General features: G+C 57.8%; 21 protein-coding genes and 2 pseudogenes. 13 read left to right on the forward strand and 10 right to left on the reverse strand.

All coding sequences use genetic code 11. The features are described from left to right. From IVB13_RS00865 to IVB13_RS00875, 3 genes are all read right to left on the reverse strand, one after another. Nucleotides 1-1,615, reverse strand: a 1,615-nt coding sequence (locus tag IVB13_RS00865) for a FecR family protein (protein ID WP_247487335.1), incomplete at its 3' end; no start/stop codon positions are given. Between the two features lie 681 nt (nt 1,616-2,296). Then, nucleotides 2,297-2,536: a hypothetical protein gene (locus IVB13_RS00870; RefSeq protein ID WP_018456086.1), complete on the reverse strand. Its 240-nt coding sequence runs from the start codon at nt 2,534-2,536 to the stop codon at nt 2,297-2,299. A gap of 610 nt (nt 2,537-3,146) precedes the next feature. Beyond that, nucleotides 3,147-3,302: a hypothetical protein gene (locus tag IVB13_RS00875; protein WP_157642954.1), complete on the reverse strand. Its 156-nt coding sequence runs from the start codon at nt 3,300-3,302 to the stop codon at nt 3,147-3,149. A 279-nt stretch (nt 3,303-3,581) separates the two neighbouring features. Here IVB13_RS00875 and IVB13_RS00880 point away from each other — a divergent pair, with 279 nt between their 5' ends. Together IVB13_RS00880 and IVB13_RS00885 are read left to right on the forward strand one after the other, a co-directional pair. After that, the gene (locus tag IVB13_RS00880; protein WP_247487369.1) at nt 3,582-3,902 is read left to right on the forward strand and encodes a transglutaminase-like cysteine peptidase; all 321 of its coding nucleotides are present in this window, start codon (nt 3,582-3,584) and stop codon (nt 3,900-3,902) included. A gap of 636 nt (nt 3,903-4,538) precedes the next feature. Then, on the forward strand, nt 4,539-4,931 hold the full coding sequence (locus IVB13_RS00885; RefSeq protein ID WP_247487337.1) for a VanZ family protein: 393 nt from the start codon (nt 4,539-4,541) through the stop codon (nt 4,929-4,931). Nucleotides 4,932-5,261: 330 nt separating this feature from the next. On the opposite strand, the gene IVB13_RS00890 is transcribed toward IVB13_RS00885, so the two are convergent. Continuing rightward, nucleotides 5,262-5,612: a hypothetical protein gene (locus IVB13_RS00890; protein ID WP_247487339.1), complete on the reverse strand. Its 351-nt coding sequence runs from the start codon at nt 5,610-5,612 to the stop codon at nt 5,262-5,264. Between the two features lie 396 nt (nt 5,613-6,008). Between IVB13_RS00890 and IVB13_RS00895 the strand changes: the two genes are divergently transcribed. The 3 genes from IVB13_RS00895 (at nt 6,009) to IVB13_RS00905 (ending at nt 7,131) form a co-directional block, all read left to right on the forward strand. After that, complete coding sequence (locus IVB13_RS00895; protein ID WP_247487341.1) at nt 6,009-6,203, forward strand: hypothetical protein; 195 nt, start codon at nt 6,009-6,011, stop codon at nt 6,201-6,203. Between the two features lie 58 nt (nt 6,204-6,261). After that, complete coding sequence (locus IVB13_RS00900; RefSeq protein ID WP_247487343.1) at nt 6,262-6,744, forward strand: GSU2403 family nucleotidyltransferase fold protein; 483 nt, start codon at nt 6,262-6,264, stop codon at nt 6,742-6,744. A gap of 132 nt (nt 6,745-6,876) precedes the next feature. Continuing rightward, complete coding sequence (locus IVB13_RS00905; RefSeq protein ID WP_247487345.1) at nt 6,877-7,131, forward strand: hypothetical protein; 255 nt, start codon at nt 6,877-6,879, stop codon at nt 7,129-7,131. 161 nt (nt 7,132-7,292) lie between these two features. Here IVB13_RS00905 and IVB13_RS00910 read toward each other — a convergent pair whose 3' ends face one another. After that, nucleotides 7,293-7,565: a transcriptional regulator gene (locus IVB13_RS00910; RefSeq protein ID WP_247487347.1), complete on the reverse strand. Its 273-nt coding sequence runs from the start codon at nt 7,563-7,565 to the stop codon at nt 7,293-7,295. Between the two features lie 62 nt (nt 7,566-7,627). On the opposite strand from IVB13_RS00910, the gene IVB13_RS00915 reads away from it, so the two are divergent. The 3 genes from IVB13_RS00915 (at nt 7,628) to IVB13_RS00925 (ending at nt 10,025) form a co-directional block, all read left to right on the forward strand. Further along, complete coding sequence (locus IVB13_RS00915; protein ID WP_247487349.1) at nt 7,628-8,458, forward strand: YqaJ viral recombinase family protein; 831 nt, start codon at nt 7,628-7,630, stop codon at nt 8,456-8,458. 152 nt (nt 8,459-8,610) lie between these two features. Beyond that, nucleotides 8,611-9,624, forward strand: a complete 1,014-nt coding sequence (locus IVB13_RS00920) for an ERF family protein (RefSeq protein WP_247487350.1) — start codon at nt 8,611-8,613, stop codon at nt 9,622-9,624. Between the two features lie 44 nt (nt 9,625-9,668). Beyond that, on the forward strand, nt 9,669-10,025 hold the full coding sequence (locus IVB13_RS00925; protein WP_247487353.1) for a hypothetical protein: 357 nt from the start codon (nt 9,669-9,671) through the stop codon (nt 10,023-10,025). A gap of 309 nt (nt 10,026-10,334) precedes the next feature. Here the strand turns inward: IVB13_RS00925 and IVB13_RS00930 are convergent. Further along, nucleotides 10,335-10,736: pseudogene (locus IVB13_RS00930) on the reverse strand (DDE-type integrase/transposase/recombinase); the annotation flags it as partial. A gap of 200 nt (nt 10,737-10,936) precedes the next feature. Between IVB13_RS00930 and gmd the strand changes: the two are divergent. Further along, a complete protein-coding gene (gmd, locus tag IVB13_RS00935) occupies nt 10,937-12,028 on the forward strand; it encodes a GDP-mannose 4,6-dehydratase (protein WP_247487355.1) in 1,092 nt (363 codons plus the stop codon). Nucleotides 12,029-12,151: 123 nt separating this feature from the next. Here the strand turns inward: gmd and IVB13_RS00940 are convergent, their stop codons facing one another. The 3 genes from IVB13_RS00940 to IVB13_RS00950 all read right to left on the reverse strand — a co-directional run bounded on the left by IVB13_RS00940 (nt 12,152) and on the right by IVB13_RS00950 (nt 16,233). Further along, nucleotides 12,152-13,459, reverse strand: a complete 1,308-nt coding sequence (locus tag IVB13_RS00940) for a WcaI family glycosyltransferase (RefSeq protein WP_247487357.1) — start codon at nt 13,457-13,459, stop codon at nt 12,152-12,154. A gap of 60 nt (nt 13,460-13,519) precedes the next feature. Beyond that, nucleotides 13,520-14,494, reverse strand: coding sequence for a GDP-L-fucose synthase (locus tag IVB13_RS00945; RefSeq protein WP_247487359.1), 975 nt, complete (start codon nt 14,492-14,494; stop codon nt 13,520-13,522). A 752-nt stretch (nt 14,495-15,246) separates the two neighbouring features. After that, a complete protein-coding gene (locus IVB13_RS00950) occupies nt 15,247-16,233 on the reverse strand; it encodes an ABC transporter substrate-binding protein (RefSeq protein WP_247487362.1) in 987 nt (328 codons plus the stop codon). 400 nt (nt 16,234-16,633) lie between these two features. Here IVB13_RS00950 and IVB13_RS00955 point away from each other — a divergent pair, with 400 nt between their 5' ends. The 4 genes from IVB13_RS00955 to IVB13_RS00970 all read left to right on the forward strand — a co-directional run bounded on the left by IVB13_RS00955 (nt 16,634) and on the right by IVB13_RS00970 (nt 21,318). Next, the gene (locus IVB13_RS00955) at nt 16,634-17,995 is read left to right on the forward strand and encodes an undecaprenyl-phosphate glucose phosphotransferase (protein WP_247487371.1); all 1,362 of its coding nucleotides are present in this window, start codon (nt 16,634-16,636) and stop codon (nt 17,993-17,995) included. A gap of 29 nt (nt 17,996-18,024) precedes the next feature. Next, entirely contained in the window at nt 18,025-19,119 is a 1,095-nt protein-coding gene (locus IVB13_RS00960; protein WP_247487364.1) for a glycosyltransferase family 4 protein, read from the forward strand. Between the two features lie 18 nt (nt 19,120-19,137). After that, nucleotides 19,138-20,283, forward strand: coding sequence for a glycosyltransferase (locus IVB13_RS00965; RefSeq protein ID WP_247487366.1), 1,146 nt, complete (start codon nt 19,138-19,140; stop codon nt 20,281-20,283). A 66-nt stretch (nt 20,284-20,349) separates the two neighbouring features. Beyond that, nucleotides 20,350-21,318, forward strand: a complete 969-nt coding sequence (locus IVB13_RS00970) for a hypothetical protein (protein ID WP_247487368.1) — start codon at nt 20,350-20,352, stop codon at nt 21,316-21,318. Between the two features lie 134 nt (nt 21,319-21,452). On the opposite strand, the pseudogene IVB13_RS00975 reads toward IVB13_RS00970, so the two are convergent. Next, nucleotides 21,453-22,164 (reverse strand): annotated as a pseudogene (locus IVB13_RS00975) (IS5/IS1182 family transposase); the annotation flags it as partial.

Here is a 22,164-nt window from a genome sequence, read left to right on the forward strand (position 1 = left end):
TGATGGTCTGGCTGGCCTGGTTGACCGGTCCGCCGGTGCTGGTGATCGCAACCGTCGGCGCCGCCGTGTCGAGGGTGAAAACAACGGATCCGCTCGTAGTAACGTTGGCGTTAGGGTCCAAAGCCACGATGCTGTGGTCGCCGTCACCTGCCAGCGTGACTGCTATGCTCCAAACGCCGCCAGAGCGGACAGTAACCGTTCCAATTTGCGTGGTGACACCGTTGTAAGTGTCATACAGCGTCACCGTGCTTCCAACGAAAGCGGCATCAACAGTTCCGCTGATCGTCTGACTTCCTTGGTTGATTGGACCGCCTGCGCTGCTGATAATTACAGGTCCGAACGAAGTCGCGACAACAGCTTGCGGCGTATCCAAAACGGGGACGAGCGGTTTCGATGCGGACGCAGAACTTTCCGTGACGGAAGCCAGGGTCACAAAAACCGGAGTGATCGATCCGCCACCCGCTTGGCCCTTCACGTCGTCTGCAATGACGGTGGTCGAGGCTTCGGTAGGTGATGGTGGAGGACTCCCAGCGAACTTCTGCAGCGACTTTGTATCGGCATCTCCTCGCTTGCCGTCGCTAGGTGCCGGAGTGTCTGGGGCGATCTGTTTGCCGATATCGTAGGTCGTCAACACCTGCTGGAAAGCGCTGAATTCCTGCGCGACCTGGCCTGGGCTCTTACTGATGGCTTGGGTGATCACCTCGAAATTGGCAGTTGGCGTGATGGTCAGCGATGGACCGTCGCTGGTAACTATCCCGATTGGATCCCCCGCGGTACAAACGCCTTGAAGCAAGTTAGTTGGGACGCATTTGAAGACCTGCACGGAATGAATCTGACCATCTTGCTGATCGGCAACCGAGATCGAGACCTGCCCATCCACCGCATCGACGTTAAGAAGAACTGCGGTACCGCGAATTCCAATCACGGCACTTGGCGTCGCGATCTGCATGTCACCCGTTTTGGCGACCTGGCCAGCGACGAAGCTGGCCGCGCCTTGGACGAGAGTGAACATCGAATGGTTCGCGCCACTCGTCAGACTGACTAAGGTACCGCTCGCACTACTCTGCCCTTCATACCCCAATTCATTCAACATGAAGCGAGCGTTTGCACTTAGGTTGAACGTTGAGCCGTCGATTAGAACCAGGCCCATGGTAGAGCCACTTCCAGTCTGCACAACGTCGTTCTGATAGACCACGTCCCCGTTGTTCGCTTCGATGGTAACGCCATTGCGAACGATGCTGGCGCTTCCCGTTATGGTGGCGACATGGCCGATGACCTTTACAGGCGCCGCATTTCCTCCGGCTTGAGCAAAGGTTTGATAGCCCGTCAGCGCTTCGACGACTCTCGCATCGAGTTGCGCGCCGTCTGCCGAAATGAGCGGCGAACGCTTCTCACCGAGAAAGTAGTTGTGAATCGAGACCCGATGGTTGGGATCAGAAATGATGAGATCGGGGCCCGAGCGTGCATATTCGCCCGAGAATAAGAGATGTGCGTCCGGAATGATGAGTGAATCAGTTGGGCCAGGCTCAAGGAGGCCAAAGGACCCCCACGCGGCCTCAGATGCAGCAACATCAAGCTTTGGGTTTAATGGGGTATTCAAATCCGCGACCCCCATGAATAAATTTGCTAATTAATCACATTTAATGTTAATAACACCCGATCGACGAGCTGAAAAGCGTTTTTGCAAGCAAAGCTGTATTGGTTTGAAGTCTGTTGATCGTTCGACGCGCAACAATGCGCCCGCGCGTTATGTGGCGCGATAATACGTGTACGGCGGCGGGACGAGTTGATCTGAATAGTCCCGCATCCAGCCGGACACACCGCCAGAGTCCAACTCGCATGGTGCAACCGAGAACTTTTCGTCGCATGGACCTCATCGAGGTGCGCCGTCAACTAGTGCACGCGCGCAACCGGCATTCCAATAACAGCCTTATTGTAAGGCGTATCAACGGCCCTGCTATGCCGCATTTATCACTTGGAGGAAGCGCTCGACCCTAGCCAAGGTGAGCGAATCCGCAAAGCTGTTCAAATTGTGCTACGAGATACATCGAAGAGTTAGTTTGACCTAAGTCCCGGATCAAGCGGGCAGACAGCAACAGCAGGTCCAGAGCATTGGCGTGAGGGCGTCGCCGATACGTTCTCCCACGATTGAGAATGCCGGCCTTTAGATCTGGATCCAATTTAGGCCATGCCAGCATTGATCTGCATATCGGCCCGTAGGTGCATTCGCTCTCGCGGTGATCTCTGTGCATCCCACTTGCGGACCAGTGGCGCATTGGATCTCGGTTGACCGTTGTTAGCTCTTTTCTGCGGCGTTGAAGCCGGGCTGGCGGCTGCATGCTTGTCTGGCACCATTAGCCTCGACGGCTATCTGAAACGACGAGGCAGACAGCAGCTCCATGGCTGATTGTTCTTCGGTCAGGCGCCTCTCAACATACTGCCGTTCAATCTCAGTCAGCGTAGTTTGAAGCAGGCCCAAATACCGCTCAACGTTCTTTCGATAAATGCGCAAACGAACAAGCTTCTCGTCGATCATCTTTTATCCCGATGAATGGGTGCAATACGCCTGAAAATACCTCTTGAAGAGGCTATTTTTAAATGAGTATATTTAAATATGGTGTATTTAAAATGGCAGACAAATTCGGTCGGGTCAAGAAGGGGTATCTGCGATGAAATCGATCATGCTCGCAGTCCTAACTCTGTTCGCGATTTCAACCGTCGCGCCGCTCTAATCATCGGCAGCGCTGGCCCAGCAAAACCCACCCGCCAAAGCCAAATTCGCTGAGAAGGGATGCAGGCTGGACGCCCGGTACGCCTGCTAATGAGTGGCCTCACATCGCGGCGGCTCGCGAGCCTACATGAAACGTGGGGGCACGGTTGTTGGGTAACGTATAGCGGCCGCTGGGGCAAAAGCCGCTGGCGAGGAATCTTTGTTGGACATGACCTAATGATGAAGCGGCAAACCACGCTCTTCGGGACCCGGAAGCACCGATTTGGTGCAGGCACGAGCGATGGAAGCGCCACTTACAATGAAGGCCAATTTGCGATTGGCTCTCGCATCGAGGTAAGGCCCTCAGCGGGGCCACGGTTGTGCGGCAAAACCGGAACGCTGATTGGTGCTGGATACCATCCCAGGAGTCTCCGCGTCATATTGGATGGTTCAAAATCACCAATAACCCTTCACGTTGCATACGTTGCAATTGTAAATGAGAAATTCTGATTGATGCTGCGGCAGCTTGCGTGACGAGTTCATCATCCAGCCGCGGCAGCGACAAATAAGTCTGGTTGATCTGATTCAGCAAAGTCCGCTCTCGGCTTTTCGGGGACGTCAGATCCGCCCAGTGGACCTCACGCCGACAGATTGAGTTGGGTTAACGGCGCAGATTGAGGCATCTACTGCCTCACATTTGATGTGGCGTTTTCATTATTGCGTCGCAATATATAAGGATCGTCCAGCCCATCATGAGGCCGATGCGATGATCCGACATGCTGCACGCATGCTGGTGCTGGCGTGTTGCGTTTGCAGCCGGCCCGCTTACTCCACTTTTGAACTGCAGGAGGTCGTACCTCCGCTGTCATTCATGCTGTTTTGTACCCAGTATCCCGACGACTGTAAGGAACAGCGAGACCGCCGCATAACGGAGTTTCGCTCTCGAGGACAGCGCTGGCGCGAGCTCAACCTGATCAACTCGACGGTCAATTCTGGTATCGCGCCAGAGAGTCTATCCGCAAGCCGGAATGACAATGACTGGCAGATATTCCCCTCCGCCGGCAACTGTGGGGACTATGCTGTAACGAAGCGCCATCTGCTGCTTCGATCAGGCTGGCCGAGTTCGTCTCTGCTCCTTGGTGAAGTCGCTAAGGGCGGATCGTCGCGAGGACTCTGTCGCGTTCGCGATTAGGATCACTCGGTCGTTCTGCGCTTCGCACTAGCCTTTTTGCAGAATGCAGGTTGGGATCACGACCTAATCCATCCCAGGCGAAGGACGGCTGTTTCGCCGGCGGCGCGCCTGCGCAGCCTGAGAGAAGGACGGCGAAGATGGCAATTGTGACGAGGTGCTTAAACATTTTGTCCGCCGCGCAAGCGGCATGAGACACGAGGTTCCGTGGAGGGAACCTAAAGCAGAGATGGTTATCGAAGTGTTAACTTTAGCCAGCTGCTCTCTCGGGATGACAAAGACGATCAGGCCGCTCGCTGCGTAAGGTCTGCCATCTTCGAAGGCGGAGATCGTTTGCTGAACGGCTGCAATCTTTTGCAGCTCGTCGTCACCAATTCTGAAGCGGAACCACCATCTCTCGCTGAACGCAGACCAAGACCTGGCAATCAGACGTGTTAACCGTCCTTCACATGCGGCAGTCCGCCCCCCATGTGCAGACACAGTTGCAGGCTGGTTCTCGATCCTTCTGCCTAAAAGAAAAGCTGATTGCGTTTGCCCGAGCGCAGTAGCGCCTTTGCCTGATCATCGATTGCGGAGAGTCGCTGCAGCTTGCCAGCCCTATGGCTTGCGGGCTCGTGGCGTTCCCGCTATTGAGGAAGCATGACAAGATTTTATCTCATTGCGGGATGGCTAGTGCTGGGGGCCATAGCGTTCGTGACGCTTGGTCCCGTCCATGACCGCCCCCAAGTTGCGCCGCCTCATCTGGAACATTTCGCAGCGTTTCTAGTGTTGGGCTTGGTATTCTCACTGGCCTATCCAAACCGGTCGATCCATGCAGTCACAATCGCGGTTGGCGGCGCCATCCTCCTTGAGGGTCTGCAACTCCTGACGCCTGACCGACACGGTCGCCTGGTAGATACAATGACCAAGGTTGCCGGGGCTGCCTCTGGCATTATGCTGGCTCGCGTTGCGCTCAACTCTTGGCGAGCTAGATTGAGAAGCGTGCCTGCCGTGGGCAACGTCTTTTGGCGAAGCGAGCAGGATCAGCATTAGTCGCGCTCGGTGCTCACCCTTCATCGTGCTCTTAGATTGTCTCGATAACAGCGCCTCCTAACATGACTTCCCAATCCTGAATTCTACACTCATTGGCTCAATCTGCGTCTCCGACCGCGTGCCCTTTAGCTAGCGCTTCGCACTTGTGAGCTAATTGCCGGCTTGATGGTCGCGGTGAGGAAGAGCCGCTTCGAAAGGTGTGTATTGTAGGTCATTGCGTTATCCGAGCCAGCATCGGTACGGCACGCGCCTCGCGCAGAACGAACCCAATTCTTCAGAAAAAGCGGCCCAACATACTGATCCGATACAGAAAGCAGTGGAATTCCTCCTTCATTCCGCAGCACTCGTCAGCTTCGACCGGGCGCGCTGCAGATAGCGGTCCAACGCGGTTAGCCTCTTCAGCTTTCTAAAAACGAGCTCAGCGGATTGTCTCGCTGTCAACTCTTCGATGCAGGTTGCCAATTTCAGGCGCTCGTCGTCGATATGAGCGAGCCGAACCGAGATATCATCCAACGAGGCCGAAGATTGCTGATCCCATGTCTGATTTTGGCCCGGCCGCTTGGCCGCAAACCCGTGGCGAAGCGCATTCATCCGAGAACGCGCCTTGCCTTCTTGCGTGCGCGGCCCGGTGCTGCGTGCCGCGTTACGGCGATTTGCCGCGATTTGCTTACGCGTCGCCATCCTGGGCCGCCTTCGTGGCCAGCTCCGCTTCGCGTTCCTGGCGCGCCAGCTGCCTGTCGAGACGCTCCTCGTTGAAGATGTGCGTGAGCGCAGCCGATCCTCGACTGCGCCAGGCAGTATGCGTGCCTGGTGGCGGCTTTTCCCTACGCGCGCCGTGAGGTTCAGCAGAGTTTTATTGAGCAGATGGAAGACCTGCTCAGTCAAGGACGTCGACTGTCTCGCGCTGTGAGACGACGACGACAGCTCCGATTGCCAGACGATATTCGAAGCTCGGTAGTAGCCCGGAGGGATATCAAACGCCCGATCGGTGCGTCCGAAGTCCAAGCCATACAACGCTACTATTCAACGCCTTCCGTCTGCCATCTCGCCAACCTAACTGGCGACGAGCTGTCCGGAATGGCCGATCTCGTGGAGGGGTGGGCCCACGACAAGCGGCTCGATGCCCGCTCGACGATCGAGCTGCTGGGCTGGGCCGACGGCATGCGGAGCTTAGTCGCTGTGGTCGGCATCAACTATACGCCTCTGCCCTTGCCGGAGGGCACTAAGTCCTCGCTACACAAGTTTCTCGCGTCAAGAATGCTAAGGCGGTGAAGTAAGCCTGCGTAGGTTGGAGAAAAAGCCGAAGGATCCCAGCGTAACGGACCTGCGCATGGATGCGCGCCTCGTGCCACGGGTGGCTCACAGCGCGCTGACCGTCGCTGACGGAACGGCTTACCTGATCTACGAGCCCATCCGCGCTGTCATGCTGCATGGCTCAGGCGTGCCGGTGCTGGTCCCGTCGCCAGAACGTTACGCCATTCACAAACTCATTGTTGGATCCCGCCGGAAGGAGGATCGCGACGCAACTGCAAAAAGCTCGAAGGATCGGCTTCAGGCAAGATCAATCCTCGAGGCCATGTGCGCGAACCGGCAGCACGGCGATCTGGCTTTGGCCTTCATGGAAGCCTGGGATCGTGGAGATCATTGGAGAGCGGCGATCCGCCAGAGTATCTTGACTTACGACAACGACTTCCAGGTGTTCCTCCGCACCGAACTCTCGAAGGGCATAACCGAGCTCAGCTCTGACCCTGCCGACTACGGCCTCGCCGATAAGTCCGCCAACGGGAAAACGCCTACGCCCGGCCCGAAATGACGCGGAGACGAAGGCGACGCCGAGGCTAGCTTAGACAACTCGCGCGATGACACGATAAGGACCACAAGCGCGTTGAGATGGGAGTCTCGAGCCAGCGCAGCGCAACAGGCACATGTAGAGAGGGATCGTTCGGTGAACACCAAGACCGACGATAGTCAGCCGGTTGATCTGCCGTCACAACCCGCTCCCGGTACGGCTATTTCCGAGAACGCTGCCGACAGCGCGTTCGCTCCGCTCTTTGAGCTATTTTCAAAGCCGACAAAGTCGTCTCAGAAAGCCTTTCGCACATACGAGCTCACATTCGAGAATGGCGAGCCCATGTTTACGCTAAGCGCAGTCGACCGAATAATTGAAGAAGCTTTCGAAGGAATATTCGATCAGGCATGAACCGTAATTCCGCACGCGGCGGCTTTTTGCGCGGCCGTAGGAACGCGACCGGCCCGCTCGCAGATATCGGGAATTTCTCCAGCCCCACCTGCACACTCCCTGTTTGTGGCCAAGGCGAACCGTGACGCATGAGTGAAAGCACCAGGCTTAGAGCTTGGAAATTAGCGCGTCGGCTTGCGAAGCCGGACTCCCGCACCGCCGCCATTCTCGTCGATAAATTCAACTCCAGCGTATTCTAACGCCCTGCGGATAGCGCGGTCATTGGCTGCAGTTAGCGAAGTTGCCCCCTCGGTGACTTCCGCTCTCCGAACGGTATTTGCCCCCAGCGCAGACGCCTGCGCCAAATCTTCGGCACTCCATCTGAGCAGCGCGCGCGCTGCGCGAATTTGGGCTCCTAAAAGGGGGGGCGCATCGCTATTGATATTATTGCCCATGTGGGTTATTTTATACCATATGATCGATTTTGATCAAGAATTGACCGGCAGGAGTAATTGGAATGGATACGCGAGTCCCGGCAAAGGTACAGCCCGATCGCCGCACTTTCATCGGCGGATCCGACGCCCGGATCATCATGGGAGACGATCACGACAAGCTCGTCAGGCTCTGGCGCGAGAAGCGGGGCGAGATCGCGCCTCAAGACCTCAGCCAAGAACTGATTGTCCAACTCGGCAGTATCACCGAGGACCTCAATCGAACTTGGTACGAGCGCAATAGCGGCCACACGGTCCAAGACGTGCAGCGCAAAGTCCGGCACCCCATCCACAAGTGGATGGGCGCGACACTTGACGGCCGCGTTGAGCAGACCGGAGCCGTGTTCGAAGCCAAGTTCATGCTGCCTTGGAATTTCTCCGAGGAAGCAGCCGCCGACAAACACATGGCGCAGCTTCAACACAATATGTGGGTGATCGCCGCGCGCTCAGCTGTGCTGTCTATCATCACAGGCGGAGGCAAGTGGGTCGAGATCACGGTCCATGCCGATCCGCTCTACCAGCACCTTTTATTGACGGCCGAGAAGAAGTTCTGGCGATGCGTGCAGACCGGCGAGCCGCCTCACCTGTTTGGGATCGAGACGCCACGCCCGCGCGTTGAAGCCATCAAGGTCGTGGATATGGCCGCATCGAACTCATGGGCTGACCTTGCGGCGACTTATCTGCGAACCCGAGCCGCGCATGGCGACCATGAACTTGCCAAAGCAGAGCTGAAGAAGCTCGTACCTGAAGACGCCAAGGAAGCGATCGGGCACGGGATCAAAGCGAAGCGCTCGAAATCCGGTGCCATCAGCTTTGACGCTCTTTCGGCGGAGGTCACTCATGCACCAGTCCAGTGAACGTATTGGCGCGATCGCGGGCGCCTTGGCCCGCGCCCAGGCCGAGCTGACCAATCCCGAGAAAACTCTCACCGCAACCATCCGTTCGCCTTTTCCCCAGGGAGGACGACCGGACGTTCCGCTACGCATCCCTTGCGAGTGGCCTCGACATCGTGCGGAGGACGCTGAGCCAGCAGGAGATTGCCACGATCCAAACTACTCGGATCGAAGCGAGTTCAGGGCAGATCCATCTGACGACCCTCCTCGCCCATTCATCGGGTGAATGGATCTCCTCCGATTTACCGGTCTGCCCCGGGAAGGATGTCGAAGCCCCGCATCGGATGGGAGCAGCCCTGACATATGCTCGCCGTTATGCCCTCTTTGCCCTGGTCGGCATTGCCGGGGAGGACGATCTGGATGCACCAGACGCGATCGTGGCGCCTCCGGCAGCGGCCCAACCACCAGCATCCACCGGCTCAAATGGTAGACCGTTCAAAGGCGTTCTCAACCGCGCGCCCGTCCTCCAGCCCCAGCGATCTGCTGAACTGCGAGAGCAACTGCTCGGCCAGCTCGCGTCCATTCGAAGCAGCAATGATCTCCTCGCTTGGGCTAAAGCGAGTCTTCCAATCAAGAACACACTTCTTGAGGCGGATGCTCGATCCATACAAGGCGCCTACCAGAAGAGGTTCGAGGAAGCAGCTCTTCTTGATGCCCAACTTGAAGAGGAAGAACCTGCGCTCCAGCGAAAGCAGGTAGCGGCGGCGGGGATGGTGGCGAATCGTCTGCCAGTTCGCGACACTAACGGCGAATCACTCGAGCAGAAAGAGGCCGGACTGGCCTTCCCAAAAGAGTCCCCGCGGAAAAGGAGCAAGGCGCATCTGCTGTTCATCCGCGCACAGCCCTGTCTCGTCTGCAAGCAAACACCTTCTGATGCCCATCACGTCAAGTTTGCTCAACCGAGAACCCTCGGCCGCAAGGTGAGCGATGAGTTCACGGTGCCTCTGTGCCGCAAGCACCATCGACAGCTGCACCGACACGGCAATGAAAAAGCGTGGTGGTCTGACATGCAGGTCTCGCCTCTTCCCATCGCCAATGACCTTTGGTCTGCAAGCCCCGCACACGAACCGGTAGTTGTTTCAAAGGAAATACCTTCTGCAATCCGAGGCGCAGGAACGTCAGGACTCTGAAACCGCACTTACCTGGGTACGCCAGGTCTCGTGGGAGCCCGAAGATGAAGACATCGCCCAAATTGTGGTTGGCGAGCACGAAGCACACCGAGGCTACGGATGAAGAGCTAGAAATATTGCCACGAGTTACACTTGCAACTTTTCCGGACTGTCGCATTGTTTCACGCCGCTTTTTAGAAGGGGATACGATTATGAACGTTCGCAACCTTGCCGCATCCATTGCTCTCTGTGCTCTCGGCGTCACCATAATGACGACCACGGCGCCGGCCGCAGAATTGGCTGTTGCGCCAGCTCATCACCTGGTGGGTTACGTTAATACCGGATATGTATTCTGGCACAACGTTTATCCGCCTCCAATCTATGGCCCCAACTTCGCTCTATCGAAGAGGTCGCGGCCATGAAGGCGGAAGCGCGACCGGTGTCCCAGCGCTGGTGGGGGTACTGGTACGTCCGGTAAGCGGCAAAGCTGCTTAGCAGCTACGACCAATTCGACGCCGCCGCCACGTGGACAGCCGGTGGCGGCGGTTTGTTTGTGGTCCCCTCGATCCAATCCCAACTGATGATCGTTTGGTCGGCGCATGAAAATCAAACGAGCCGCTGCGGGCCTATTCTTTTTGACTGGCTGTTGGCTGCAAGCGGACGCTGCAACCGAGGGCGTCTTTCGCCCCGAGTGAGCCGCCCCGGGTTTGCAGGAGGCCATTTGATTTAAGTTATGCCGCCTTGGCGGATTGTTCCAGCATGGCGTAGTAGAGTTGCTCGGCTTCGGCCGGCGGTATGTTGCCGATGGGCTCCAAGAGCCGCCGGTTGAACCAGTCGACCCATTCTAGCGCCGCGAACTCGACGGCCTCGAAGCTGCGCCATGGCCCGCGCCGATCGATCAGCTCTGCCTGTAGATGCCGTTGATGGTTTCGGCGAGAGCATTGTCATAGGAATCTCCGACGCTGCCGACAGAAGGCTCTACGCCTGCTTCAGCCAGGCGCTCGGTGTATTTGATGGAGACGTATTGGGCCGCGGTCGCTATGATGCACGAGCCCGCCGCGATGGACCGGCCGCCGATCATGCAGTGCCTGCTCCAGCGCATCGAGCACGAAGCTCGCATGCGCCGTGCGCGAGGCTCACGTCGCGAACCTATCGTCTTCCGAACCAACAGCTACCAATCAGGCAGCCAGCGCTCTGCGCTTGGCCGGCGAAATGCCGGCGATGCGCTCGGCTCGTTAATGATAGCCAACAATCCGCTTGAAAATACTCGGCCGCGGGTAGCGTCGGGACAGGCTTTTGGGTAAGAACACGCACCAATTTCTGTGAGATTTGCATGACCAAAAAGCGCGCATTAATTACCGGTGTTACAGGTCAGGACGGCGCCTACCTGGCGGAGTTGCTACTTGGGAAGGGTTATGAAGTCCATGGCATCAAGCGGCGGACCTCGCTCTTCAACACCGACCGCATTGACCACCTTTACCTTGATCCGCACGAGCCCGATCCGCCGTTCCGGCTGCACTACGGCGATCTGACGGACTCCTCCAGCCTCATCCGGATCGTTGCGCAGGTGCAGCCTAACGAAATTTACAATCTGGCTGCGCAGAGCCATGTGGCGGTGTCGTTTGAGGAACCCGAATACACTGCGAATTCCGATGGGCTGGGGACGTTGCGGATTCTCGAAGCCATGCGCATCGTGGGGCTTGTGAAGACGGCCCGCTTTTACCAGGCATCGACTTCCGAACTATACGGACTGGTTCAGGAAATTCCGCAGAAGGAGACCACTCCTTTTTACCCGCGCTCCCCTTATGCGGTCGCCAAGCTCTACGCCTATTGGATCACGGTGAACTATCGCGAAGCCTACGGCATGTATGCCTGCAACGGCATTCTGTTCAATCATGAGTCTCCCGTTCGCGGTGAGACCTTCGTCACGCGAAAGATCACGAGAGCACTCGCGCGAATCCATTTGGGTCTGCAGGAACGTCTGTACTTGGGCAATCTCGACGCGCTGCGCGACTGGGGCCATGCCCGTGACTACGTCCAGATGCAGTGGTTGATGCTGCAACAGGAGAAGCCGGAGGATTTCGTCATCGCCACCGGCGTGCAGCATTCCGTGAGAGACTTCGTCAATATTGCGGCCAGCGAAGTCGGAATACGGATCCGCTGGGAAGGCAGCGGTGTCGACGAGAAGGGCTATGACGCCTCTACCGGCAAATGCATCGTCTCGGTCGATCCCCGCTACTTCCGGCCCACTGAGGTCGCGACTCTCTTGGGAGATCCCGCGAAAGCGAAGCAGAAACTCGGATGGGAGCCAACGACCTCCTTCGAGTCTCTGGTTCAGGAAATGATGAAGGAAGATCTCGAATCGGCAAAGCGGGACGAACTGATCAAGCAGCACGGATTCCGATACTTTCCGCGTCACGAGTGATCTCGAGTTAGATCAGCCGTCAGACCGAGCGGGCAGGAGGTAAGCGTTCGTCCCGGCGCCTCACCTTTGGCTGCTTTTGTTCGTCAGCCGACATCATCGAGCCGCAGCTGGGGGTCAAATGGCTCAGGGCAAGCGAACCGCATCCTCCACTGGAAGTCCAATGTTGTCGTTAGCACTTATCGGTCCGCCCCCCTTCTGTCCCGTTGGCTTGCGCACGCCCGCCATGACTTCCGACCACCGACGAACAATTGTCTGTCGGTCCCAGCGATCGAGCGCGCGCTTTCGTCCTTCCTCGCCGTAATGCCGGCGGAGTGCGGGCGCCTCACTGAGCTCGCAAATTGCGAGTTGAAGAGCGGACGAATCTCCCGGCGGAATCAAGAGACCGGCGCCGGTCACTTCCGCCGCCAGCCCCGTACCTTCTTCGGCCATCGCGATGACCGGCCGCGCGGATGCGAAGATCGCGCCAAGTTTCGAGGGCAAGACCAGATCGGCCGCCTCGGCCTTCTGCGGAATCAGATGAAAATCGGCAGTTGCCATCAACTCGTTGAAGCTCTCGTTGGGCTGAAGCCCGAGAAAATGGATGTTGGCGTGCCCGACGGCCATTTGCTCGAGCCTTGTCTTATCTGGGCCCGCGCCGGCGAGGATGAAGCGAATATGTGGATGGCTTTGCTCCAGGTCGATCGCGGCTTCGATCACGAATTCAAGCCCTTGCTTGTTCGACATCGTTCCGGAGTAGAGCGCCACGATGTCGCTCTCAGCAAGCTTCAGCTGCTCGCGATATCTCGTCATCCGCGAAGCAGGGCGGATCGCGCGGGTATCGATCCAATTTCTGACCTCAACCGCTTTATCGACGCCCACCCCCTTCAGAATCAGGCGATCCACCATCGACTGAGAGATCGTTGAGACATGATCGAACGATTTGAGGCTCGCCGCTTCCGTCCTAAGCATCCATTTGCGCAAGGTATCGTTGCGCAGCAGACCAAGATCGAATGCAGCATCCACCTCGAAGTCCTGAATGTGAAGCCATGATTTGGCACCGACGCGACGAGCAACGAGCGAGACGAAGGCAGCCGACATCAGTGAGGGGGCAACCGCGATCATGACGTCTGGTCGCCAGGATAACGCATTAACAAGGACCGGCACTGCGCTCGAGAGTGCGAACGAGGCATGATGGATGAGCCGCTTCGCTCCCGACGGATGTCCAGGGACATAGATCGGCGTACGCGTGACCCGAACGCCATCGATATGCCTCGTTCTGAAGTAACAACTAGTGAAGCGTGGAGGAATCTTCCAAGCGGGATAATAAGGCGGTGCTGTGATCACTCTGACGTCGTGACCTTCGGCGACGAGGCTTTCGCAGAGCTCGCTATTGTATTTCGCCACTCCGATCAGATCGGGGGCATAATTGATGCCGACCAAAAGAACACGCATAAAGGCGCAATCCAAGTAAGATTTCAGGGGGTTAAATTATTGTAGGCAGAATAGTCGAGCTTAGCTGGTGGCGCTAACCTCCAGATGACGGCCGTAGCCCTTTAGAAAATCCTGATACGCAGCGGCGAGACCGGCGCGCAGAGGAATGTTCGGGTGCCAACCAAGGGCTCGCACCCGCGAGCTATCGAGCAGCTTGCGCGGCGTCCCATCGGGCTTGGACGTGTCGAAGACCAGGTTACCCCGATAGCCAACGACGTCTGCAACGGTTGCCGCGAAATCTCCGATCGACAATTCATCGCCGCTACCGACATTGATCGGCAGCTCGCTTGAATAGTTCTTCAGAAGGAAGATACACGCATCGGCGAAATCTTCGACGTTGAGAAACTCACGAAGCGGCGTGCCCGTGCCCCAGACACTCACGGTCGGTGCTTGCGCGAGCTTTGCTTCGTGGAAGCGGCGGATCAGCGCGGCCGGTACGTGACTGTGATCGGGGTGGTAGTTATCGCCACGGCCGTACAAGTTGGTGGGCATCGCCGAAATGTAATCGTCCCCATATTGGCGACGATAGGCCTGGCACATCTTGAGACCCGCGATCTTCGCGATGGCATACCATTCGTTTGTCGGCTCAAGCGGCCCAGTCAATAATTCACTCTCCGCAATCGGCTGCTTGGCATGCTTGGGATAGATGCAAGACGAGCCCAGAAACAACAGGCGCTGAACGCCGATGGCGTGACTTGCGCGGATCACATTGAGTTCGATCGCCAGATTTTCGCAGAGAAAGTCGACAGGAAAGCTGCTGTTTGCTGCAATGCCTCCGACTTTTGCAGCAGCGTGCACCACCGCATCCGGACGGTTGGATTCCAGCCATCGCAGCGTCGGCTCTTCCTTCGTCAGATCCAGCTCGCGGCGATCGGCAACAAGCACCGCGCAATTTTCGGAAATGAGACGCCGCACGACGGCTGAACCGACCATGCCGCGATGACCCGCGACGAAGACCCGCTTGCCCGAAAGATCGTAGGTAGAAGCCCCTGTCATACATTCCCTCTTCGGTGATCCCTATGCGGAAAAACCGGCAGTACAGCCCATTCACGCGGCGCGCTGATGGTCAAGCAAGATTCGTGCGCGTTCTTACTCGCTAACACAATCTTCACCATCGAGCAGCCCGCCTAAGAGGGCGAACATATTAATGGTGAACTGCAGCAGGGCGCACAAACCCAAAGCAGGCCATTGGTGATAAAATAGACAGAGCAGCCGCGCGAGCCGCACGGCTGCTTGTTCGATAAAACATCATTTAGTCTAGCGGATCAGTACGCACGTCGGAGGATCGGACCCTCGGGCGCGCAGACGCGATCCAAATACCAGCCGTACGGGGTCTCCACCCGGACGAGCGGACAGTGGCGCGACGGCACATAACGGTATGGATAAGGTTGTGCCCAAAAGGTGATCGGCGTTACCTGGGGGGCGCCCGTGAGCAAAGCCGCGCTTGCAGGCATCTGCATGCCGGCGCTTGCGGCGGTCGCTGCACACAGGGAAGTGGCCAACGTCAGAAGACCGACCCGCGCAAACATCTTGAACATGTGTAAGCTCCTTTGCCCCAACGAACTCATCAGCGAAGCCACTCAGCCCTGCGAGAACTGCTTCGGAAGTGCTGTGATTCGTCAATCACCCCAGAAATCGCTGTGAAATAGCCGAAACAGACTACCAAGGCGCAGGGGAGGAACGCAACCGATCCGACGCACCGAATTTAGGCTCGGAGCGACATGGCGCAGAACTGTGGCTTCTCGGCCCTAGTTGTCTCCGCTCCAGGCGCCGGGCGCGCCAAGATCGGGCGAGCGACGATAAACGTCCCGGACAAACTGATAGTTGACCACCTGGGCGAGCGGCACCTCCTCCTCACCCAGCTTCGCGAACATCAGGATGTCCCGAAGCGTCCTCCAGCGGCTTTCGTCGTAGTCGGCGATGCGGCCGCCGGTCGGCAAGATGAGGCTCCGCTGCTGCTGTAACTCGGCTTTCAGGCGGTCCGGGCCAAGCCTTTCGGGGGCAAGGCCGGCGAGAACAGGCACGCTCCGTGCATAATCGCTATAGACGAACTGCCAGCCACGGATAAGGCCTTGGAGCACGTCGGTGATAACGGATGGACGGTCATGAATGAGGTCATTGCTGGCGAAATAGACCAGCCCCGGGACATGAATGCCGTAGTCCTGCGGTTTGATCACGTTCAGCCGGACGTAACCCGCTCCGGACGGCCTTGGCTGGTCATCGAGCGTGGCGATGATGGCGTCGACCTCACCGCCACGGAGCGCATCGAAGCTGTCGCGATCGGCCACTTTCGTTACCTGGCTGCGCGGCAGGCCCAACTGCGCCATCATCGCATCGAAGATTACGTCTCCTTCGCTCGCCTTGCGGTAGCCGACGCGTTTGCCGACGAGGTCGGGCGGACGACGCAACCCAGAGGTTTCCAGGGTAAAAATCGCAATCGATGTGTCGAGGAAGCTTGCGGCGAACGCCGTTACGGGAACGCCGCGCCAAGCGGCCAGCAGAAATTTTTGGCCGCTTGTCACGCCAATGGCATGCTCGCGTGCGATCGTTTCAACGAAGTTCGGGTCGTCAGGGTGCGGGCGCAAGGCGATCTGGGAAGTGAAAAAGCCCTGCTTGAGCGCGATCAATTCGCCGGCAAAGCGCGCCGCGTAGGGTCCGTCGAGGAGCAGACTTGCCGCAGCCGCGGGGTTCGATGCCGGCCGCGAAGGCAGCGAATCGGGGCGCAGTGCGATCATGGCCAAGCCCAGGAGGGCAACGGTCGTAAGACCGATCGCCACATACCGGCTGGAGCGTCGCCTGGATCGCCGCCGGGATCGGGTCTGAGGCACTGAAGGCATCCTAACGAACTGTGAACTTTGGCATATCGGGTGAGGGCAAATGCGCTACAATCAATCCATTCGGGGTAAGGTTACTTTTTCCTCCGCCTTGTTTTAATTGCGATTCTGCCCGATAGCACGGTGTATTCGGATAGTGATTTGATCCTAAGTGAGCATTAGCGCGATGACGCCTTTATCGCCTCGACCTGCTTCCGTCCCTGATTCGGCTGCGGAAATTCGCGTGGTGGAGCCAGTTTCGCCGGCACCTCAAGGTTTGGCGTGGAGCTTTCTTCTCCCACTGGTTGTGGAACGGCTGGTGATGGTCATCGACGGCCTGCTGGTGGTGCTGAGCGGCATCGGCTGCGCGGTCGTCTACCATCTCTACACCCAATCAGCGCTCGGCAAGGCGGATGTCTACGCCGCGGCGAGCGTTCTGGTTGCAATAAATTTCATCCTGCTGACCACTGTCCAGCGGGGCTATCGGCTGAAGAACATCACCAACCTGTCGCGCGCGTTCCGCATTGCGGTGACGACGTGGACCGGGCTGTTCGGCGCGCTGCTGGCGATCGCCTTCACCATGAAGATCAGCGAGGAGTTCTCCCGCGGCACCACGATCTCGTTCTACCTGGTTGGGCTTGCCGTGCTGCTGGCCTGGAAGGTCGCGGCCGGGCGCTGGACCGCCAGGGCGCTTGCCACCGGCGCGTTCGCCAACAGCCGCGCGGTCATGATCGCCGAATTCGGCCTTCCGGCGGCCTCCAGCACCATGATGGACCTCGCCCAGCACGGCTATCGCCTGATGCGGATCATGGAGATCCGCTCCGCCGATTTGGCCTCGCCGCTGCTGCTGTCGGCGATCGCGCCGCGCTTTGACGAGCTGATCGCCTATGCGCGCGAGAACCGGGTCGAGCACATCTTCCTGCTGATGAACTGGAGCCAGCAGCACGCGATCGACAGCATCCTGGACGCGCTGAAGATCCTGCCCGTTCCCGTGCATCTGGTGCCCGATGCCCACGCCGCGCGCTTCCTGCGCTATCCGCTCCAATGGACCGGCAACACCTTTACCGCGGAGCTGCGCCGCGCCCCGCTATCCCGGAAGGAACGCGCGCTCAAGCGCACGCTCGACCTTGCCGGCACGGCCCTGGCGCTGATCGTGTTCGCCCCCGTGATGCTGGTGACCGCCGTGCTGATCAAGGCGACCTCGAAGGGGCCGGTGTTCTTCCGCCAGACCCGCAACGGCTTCAACGGCCGCGCCTTCAAGATCTACAAATTCCGTACCATGCGCGTGCTCGAGGACGGCCCGAAGATCGTGCAGGCGCAGAAGAACGACCCGCGCGTGACCGCCATCGGCAAATGGCTGCGCAAGACCTCGATCGACGAGCTGCCGCAGCTCTTCAACGTGCTCAAGGGCGACATGTCGCTGGTCGGCCCCCGCCCGCACGCGGCCGCCCACAACACCGAATATGAGCAGATCATCGGCAACTACGCCTTCCGCCACCACGTCAAGCCCGGCATCACCGGCTGGGCCCAGGTTAATGGTTACCGTGGAGAAACCCGCGCGCTCGAGATGATGCAGAAGCGCGTGGAGCATGACCTGTGGTACATCAATAACTGGAGCGTAGCGCTGGACATCGTGATCGTCGTCCGAACTGCCTTCGGCGTACTTGGCACCTCCGCCTATTAAATATGGCGACCGAGCTCGGCCGAACTGGGATGCAGATCAATCGACGTTTCATTGTGGCGATCGGTCAGGTGCCGCCGCCGACCGACGGACTTGCCTACATCACGTCAGAGTACGTGAAACTCCTCGCCGAAGATCACGAGGTCAAACTTCTGAATATTTCGCCGAAAGTCGCCAAGCGAAGTCTCGCGTATCATCTGTCGAGAACGGCCACCGTGCTGCTTGCGTCCATCCATCTGATGTTGAACGCATGGCGGGGCAATCGCGCCTGCTATATGCCATGTCAAAGCGATTTCGGGCTGGTCTATACCATCTATCTATTGGCCTTGGCGCGCTTGCTCGGCTATCCGACCTACCTGCATCACCACAATTTCGGATACATCAATGAGCGGCGCCGGATCATGGCCGTCGCACTCCGGGTCGCTGGGCCAAAGGTCGCTCACATCTTTCTCTGCGAACGGATGCTTGAGGAATTCGGCGAGGCCTATTGGAAGCCAAAGCGCTCTATCGTCATTTCGAATGCTGCGTTCGTGCCGCCTCCGCCACAAGGCGATCAGCCTCTCCGTTCGCCGGGCCAGCCGCTTAAGATCGGACTACTGAGCAACCTTAATCGCGAAAAAGGCCTTTATCTGTTCCTCGATCTGTTACGAGCGACACGCGATCACGGCTTAAACGTCCAGGGAACGCTTGCTGGACCGCTGCGCGAGCAAGACGACCGGAGCGCTCTCGATGTGGCCAAAGAAGAGCTCGACGGTCGGCTAAGCTATGCCGGCCCTCTCTATGGTGCCGACAAGATCAAGTACTACGAGTCGATCGACGTGTTCGTGTTTCCGACCATCTACGCCAATGAAGCCCAGCCCACGGTGCTGTACGAGGCCTTGGCCGCGGGCAACGCCATCATCGCATATGAGAGGGGCTGCATTGCCTCTCAGGTCGGGAAGCATGGCCTGATTATACCGCAACAAGAGCCGTTCGTGCCCGCTGCAGTCGCATGGCTGCGCAATCTTGAGGCGAGCCGGGAAACAATGGCATCCCGCGCTTCCATAGCTCGCGACATGACTGATATTCATATTGCGGAGAAGGCAAAGGCGCGACGGGCGGTCTCGGCGCTTCTTCCATTTTCATAACTGCAGAGCTTTCATTTCATGAAGATTGCGATTTGGCACAATATCATGTGGTCTCGGTACAAGGCGGTCGTGTTCTCTTCGATCTATCGCCGGGCCCAAGCTGAGAACATCCCAATCAATTTCTATCAGATTGCGGAAACAGACGCGAACCGTGCTGGCCTTTCTCCAATCGATCAAAGCTGGCACGACTATCCGTTCACACTCCTTTTCAAGGGGGCATCCTCCGGCATACCTTCGCTCAAACTGTTGTGGAAGGCGGCACTGTTGACGTGGAGGGATCCTGCGGACATCGTGATCCTTTCCGGGTACGAAAGACCAGTCGTGTGGCTCCAGGCTCTCATTCTGAGCCTGAAGCGACGGCCATTTGCGCTTTTCTGCGATTCCACGCTCTACGACCAACCCCAAACTTTCTGGAAGGGGATCGCGAAACGCATCATTTTCAACTGGGCCGACGGCATCTTCTGCTATGGCGTACGCGCCGTGGAGTACGTAGGTTGCTATGGTGTACCGAGTAGCAAGAGCTTTGTCCGGTGTCAGGCAGCAGCCCTGCCGAAGGATTACTCCGCAGCAAAGGCCCTCGAACAACGGGTCGAAAAAGCTCCTCGGAATGCCCCTCCCCGATATCTGTACGTCGGCCGTCTATCTCCAGAAAAATCTCTCGATCACCTGCTAGTCGCCTTCAAGCAAGTCGTGGCATCAGGCTCCGGAGCACAGCTCGTGCTGGTGGGTAAGGGATCGTCCGAGCAGGAACTTCGCGATCTTGCCACCCAACTCGGTCTTGAGAAGGACGTGATTTTCGCCGGACCGAAATTCGACTCCGAGCTCTTCGAAGAGTATTCCAAGGCGAGTTGCCTCGTTCTACCAAGCTACAGCGAGCCTTGGGGATTGGTGGTAAACGAAGCGTTGAGCCACGGCTGTCCCGTCATCGTGAGCTATCGTTGCGGCTGCGTTCCCGAACTCGTGAATGAAGGCAGAACCGGCTTCTCGTTCGAGTGGGGAGACGTGAACCAGCTTTCAGAAAAGATGGGACACGCGCCGAAGACATTTTCCGATATCCCAGGTACCGCACGAGCGTGTTTCGCCCAGATTGCGCCCTTCACCCCCGACGCGGCTGCCAAAAGTATCATTAACGGCTGCCTTACAATCTTTAATGAAAGAGCGTAGCGGTTAAAAAACGCAAGCAACATCAGCATCTACTTCCAAAAGTTCGACGAGAGAGGCGATAGAAAAATGTCTGCGTGCCGCACGATCCGGTATTTTTCATTGTTGTTCGTAGAACGCATCGTCGGCAAGCATGCAAATCTGACAACTCGCCATCGCGATCCAATCGACATTTATATTGAATGCGCCTCAACTCTAGCCCTATCGCTGAGGGCGTCCCAGTCGACACTCGCGGTGCTCACAAACGACAAAGCCTTCGTTACGCAACGGATCAAATTTCTAGGTCTGCCTGATGTGTTTGAGGTACACGAGTTTTCATTTAGCAGAAGTGTCCCTCAAGGTATCCCCTTCTATTCGGCTCACTTTAAACTTGATTTGTTCCGCTTCTTTGGCGCGAACAAAAACCCCGATCCGATCTGTCTGCTCGACGGCGACACCGTATTGCTTCGGCCGCTACAAATTGAGCGCCCATCGGACGAGCAGTTATTCGTGTACAATATAGTAAGTCAACTGAGCCAAGATCGATCATCCGAGAAGCTCGCGAGCGACATCCGGTTGGTAGGCGGCAAAACGACTAACCCTGTTAGCTGGTATGGAGGCGAATTCATCCTGGGCTGCCCATCGGCCTTCAACAGGCTCGCGGACAAAGTCGACGAGATATGGCCGAACTATTTGAAGCACATACCAGACGTTCACCACGTTGGAGATGAGATGGTCGTTACCGCGGCTCTCGGCCTACTTCAGGCTGAGGGCATGAAGCTGATTGACATCGCGGAAACCAAGTTGATCGGCCGGTGGTGGACCGCACGCACGAATTCTGTTCAAGTTCGATTTACCGTCGCAGCCGCATCGAACATAATTCATCTGCCCTCAGATAAGGTGTTTTTATCGCAGCAGTGCCGAAAGACGCCCTTCAGCACTCAAGAATTTCTGCTCGAATACCAACAGTATGCAAGACAGAAACTGTTGAGACGGCGTTTAACAAACCCGTTCTTGAACGCCATCAGAGGAACCAAGAAGTTCGTTGGCCGGATCTAATCGGCCTAGAATACTGCAGGATAAGAAGGATTCAACTCGCCTAGGCTGTCGCGAAACCTCCCATCCCAGAGGATCGCACGTCATTCTGGATAGGCTGTCTCAATACCTCTAAGAACCCCGTGTCTAGTCGTCCGTTAAGAAGCCGAATTGAGCGGGGCCGGACAGGCGGGCGTGCGCCAGAGCTGGATCAGGAACAGGCACAAGAGTTCTCTGAGCCAGGCGAGGATGCGGCGGAAGTTGTGGCCGACGGCTGAGAGGATGACGTTGGCCGCATCGCCGGCACGGCCTTTGAGATAGCAGCGGCCAAGGTGACCTTCGGCCTTCAGATGTCCGATGATGGGCTCGATGGCGGAGCGGCGCCGGAGCTCGCGCTTGATGGCGCCGAACACGCCGCGCTTCTGGCCCGAAATGAAGACGCGACGGGGATTTTGCGTGTCGTGGCCGCGATATCCCTTGTCGACATAGGCCCGCTCGATCGGACAGCCGGTGAGCGCCTCGGTGCGGTCGATGACGTCCCGCAGGGTATGACCGTCATAGGGATTATCGGGCAGCGACCTGGCGTGCAGTACGAACAGGCCGCCGGGAGCTCGGCGATTGTTGGTGACGATGGAGGCCTTCACGCCGAACTCGTAAGGTGCTGAGGCCTTGCCTTTGCCGATGCACTCCACCTCCGGGGCATGAAAGGAATAGAGCTTCCAGCCGCGTTGGCGCTGCTGCTGGGAGCGGATCTGGCTGGCTCGGCCAAGCGGAAGGGCGAATGCCTCCTCGAGGGCTGACTGGCCCTCGATCTTGCGACGGATGTCGCGGATGATCCGGCCCAGCCGGCTGCGCAGGATACGCAACTGC

The sequence above is a fragment of the Bradyrhizobium sp. 17 genome, from assembly GCF_023073515.1.
Classification (GTDB): Bacteria; Pseudomonadota; Alphaproteobacteria; order Rhizobiales; family Xanthobacteraceae; genus Bradyrhizobium; species Bradyrhizobium canariense_D.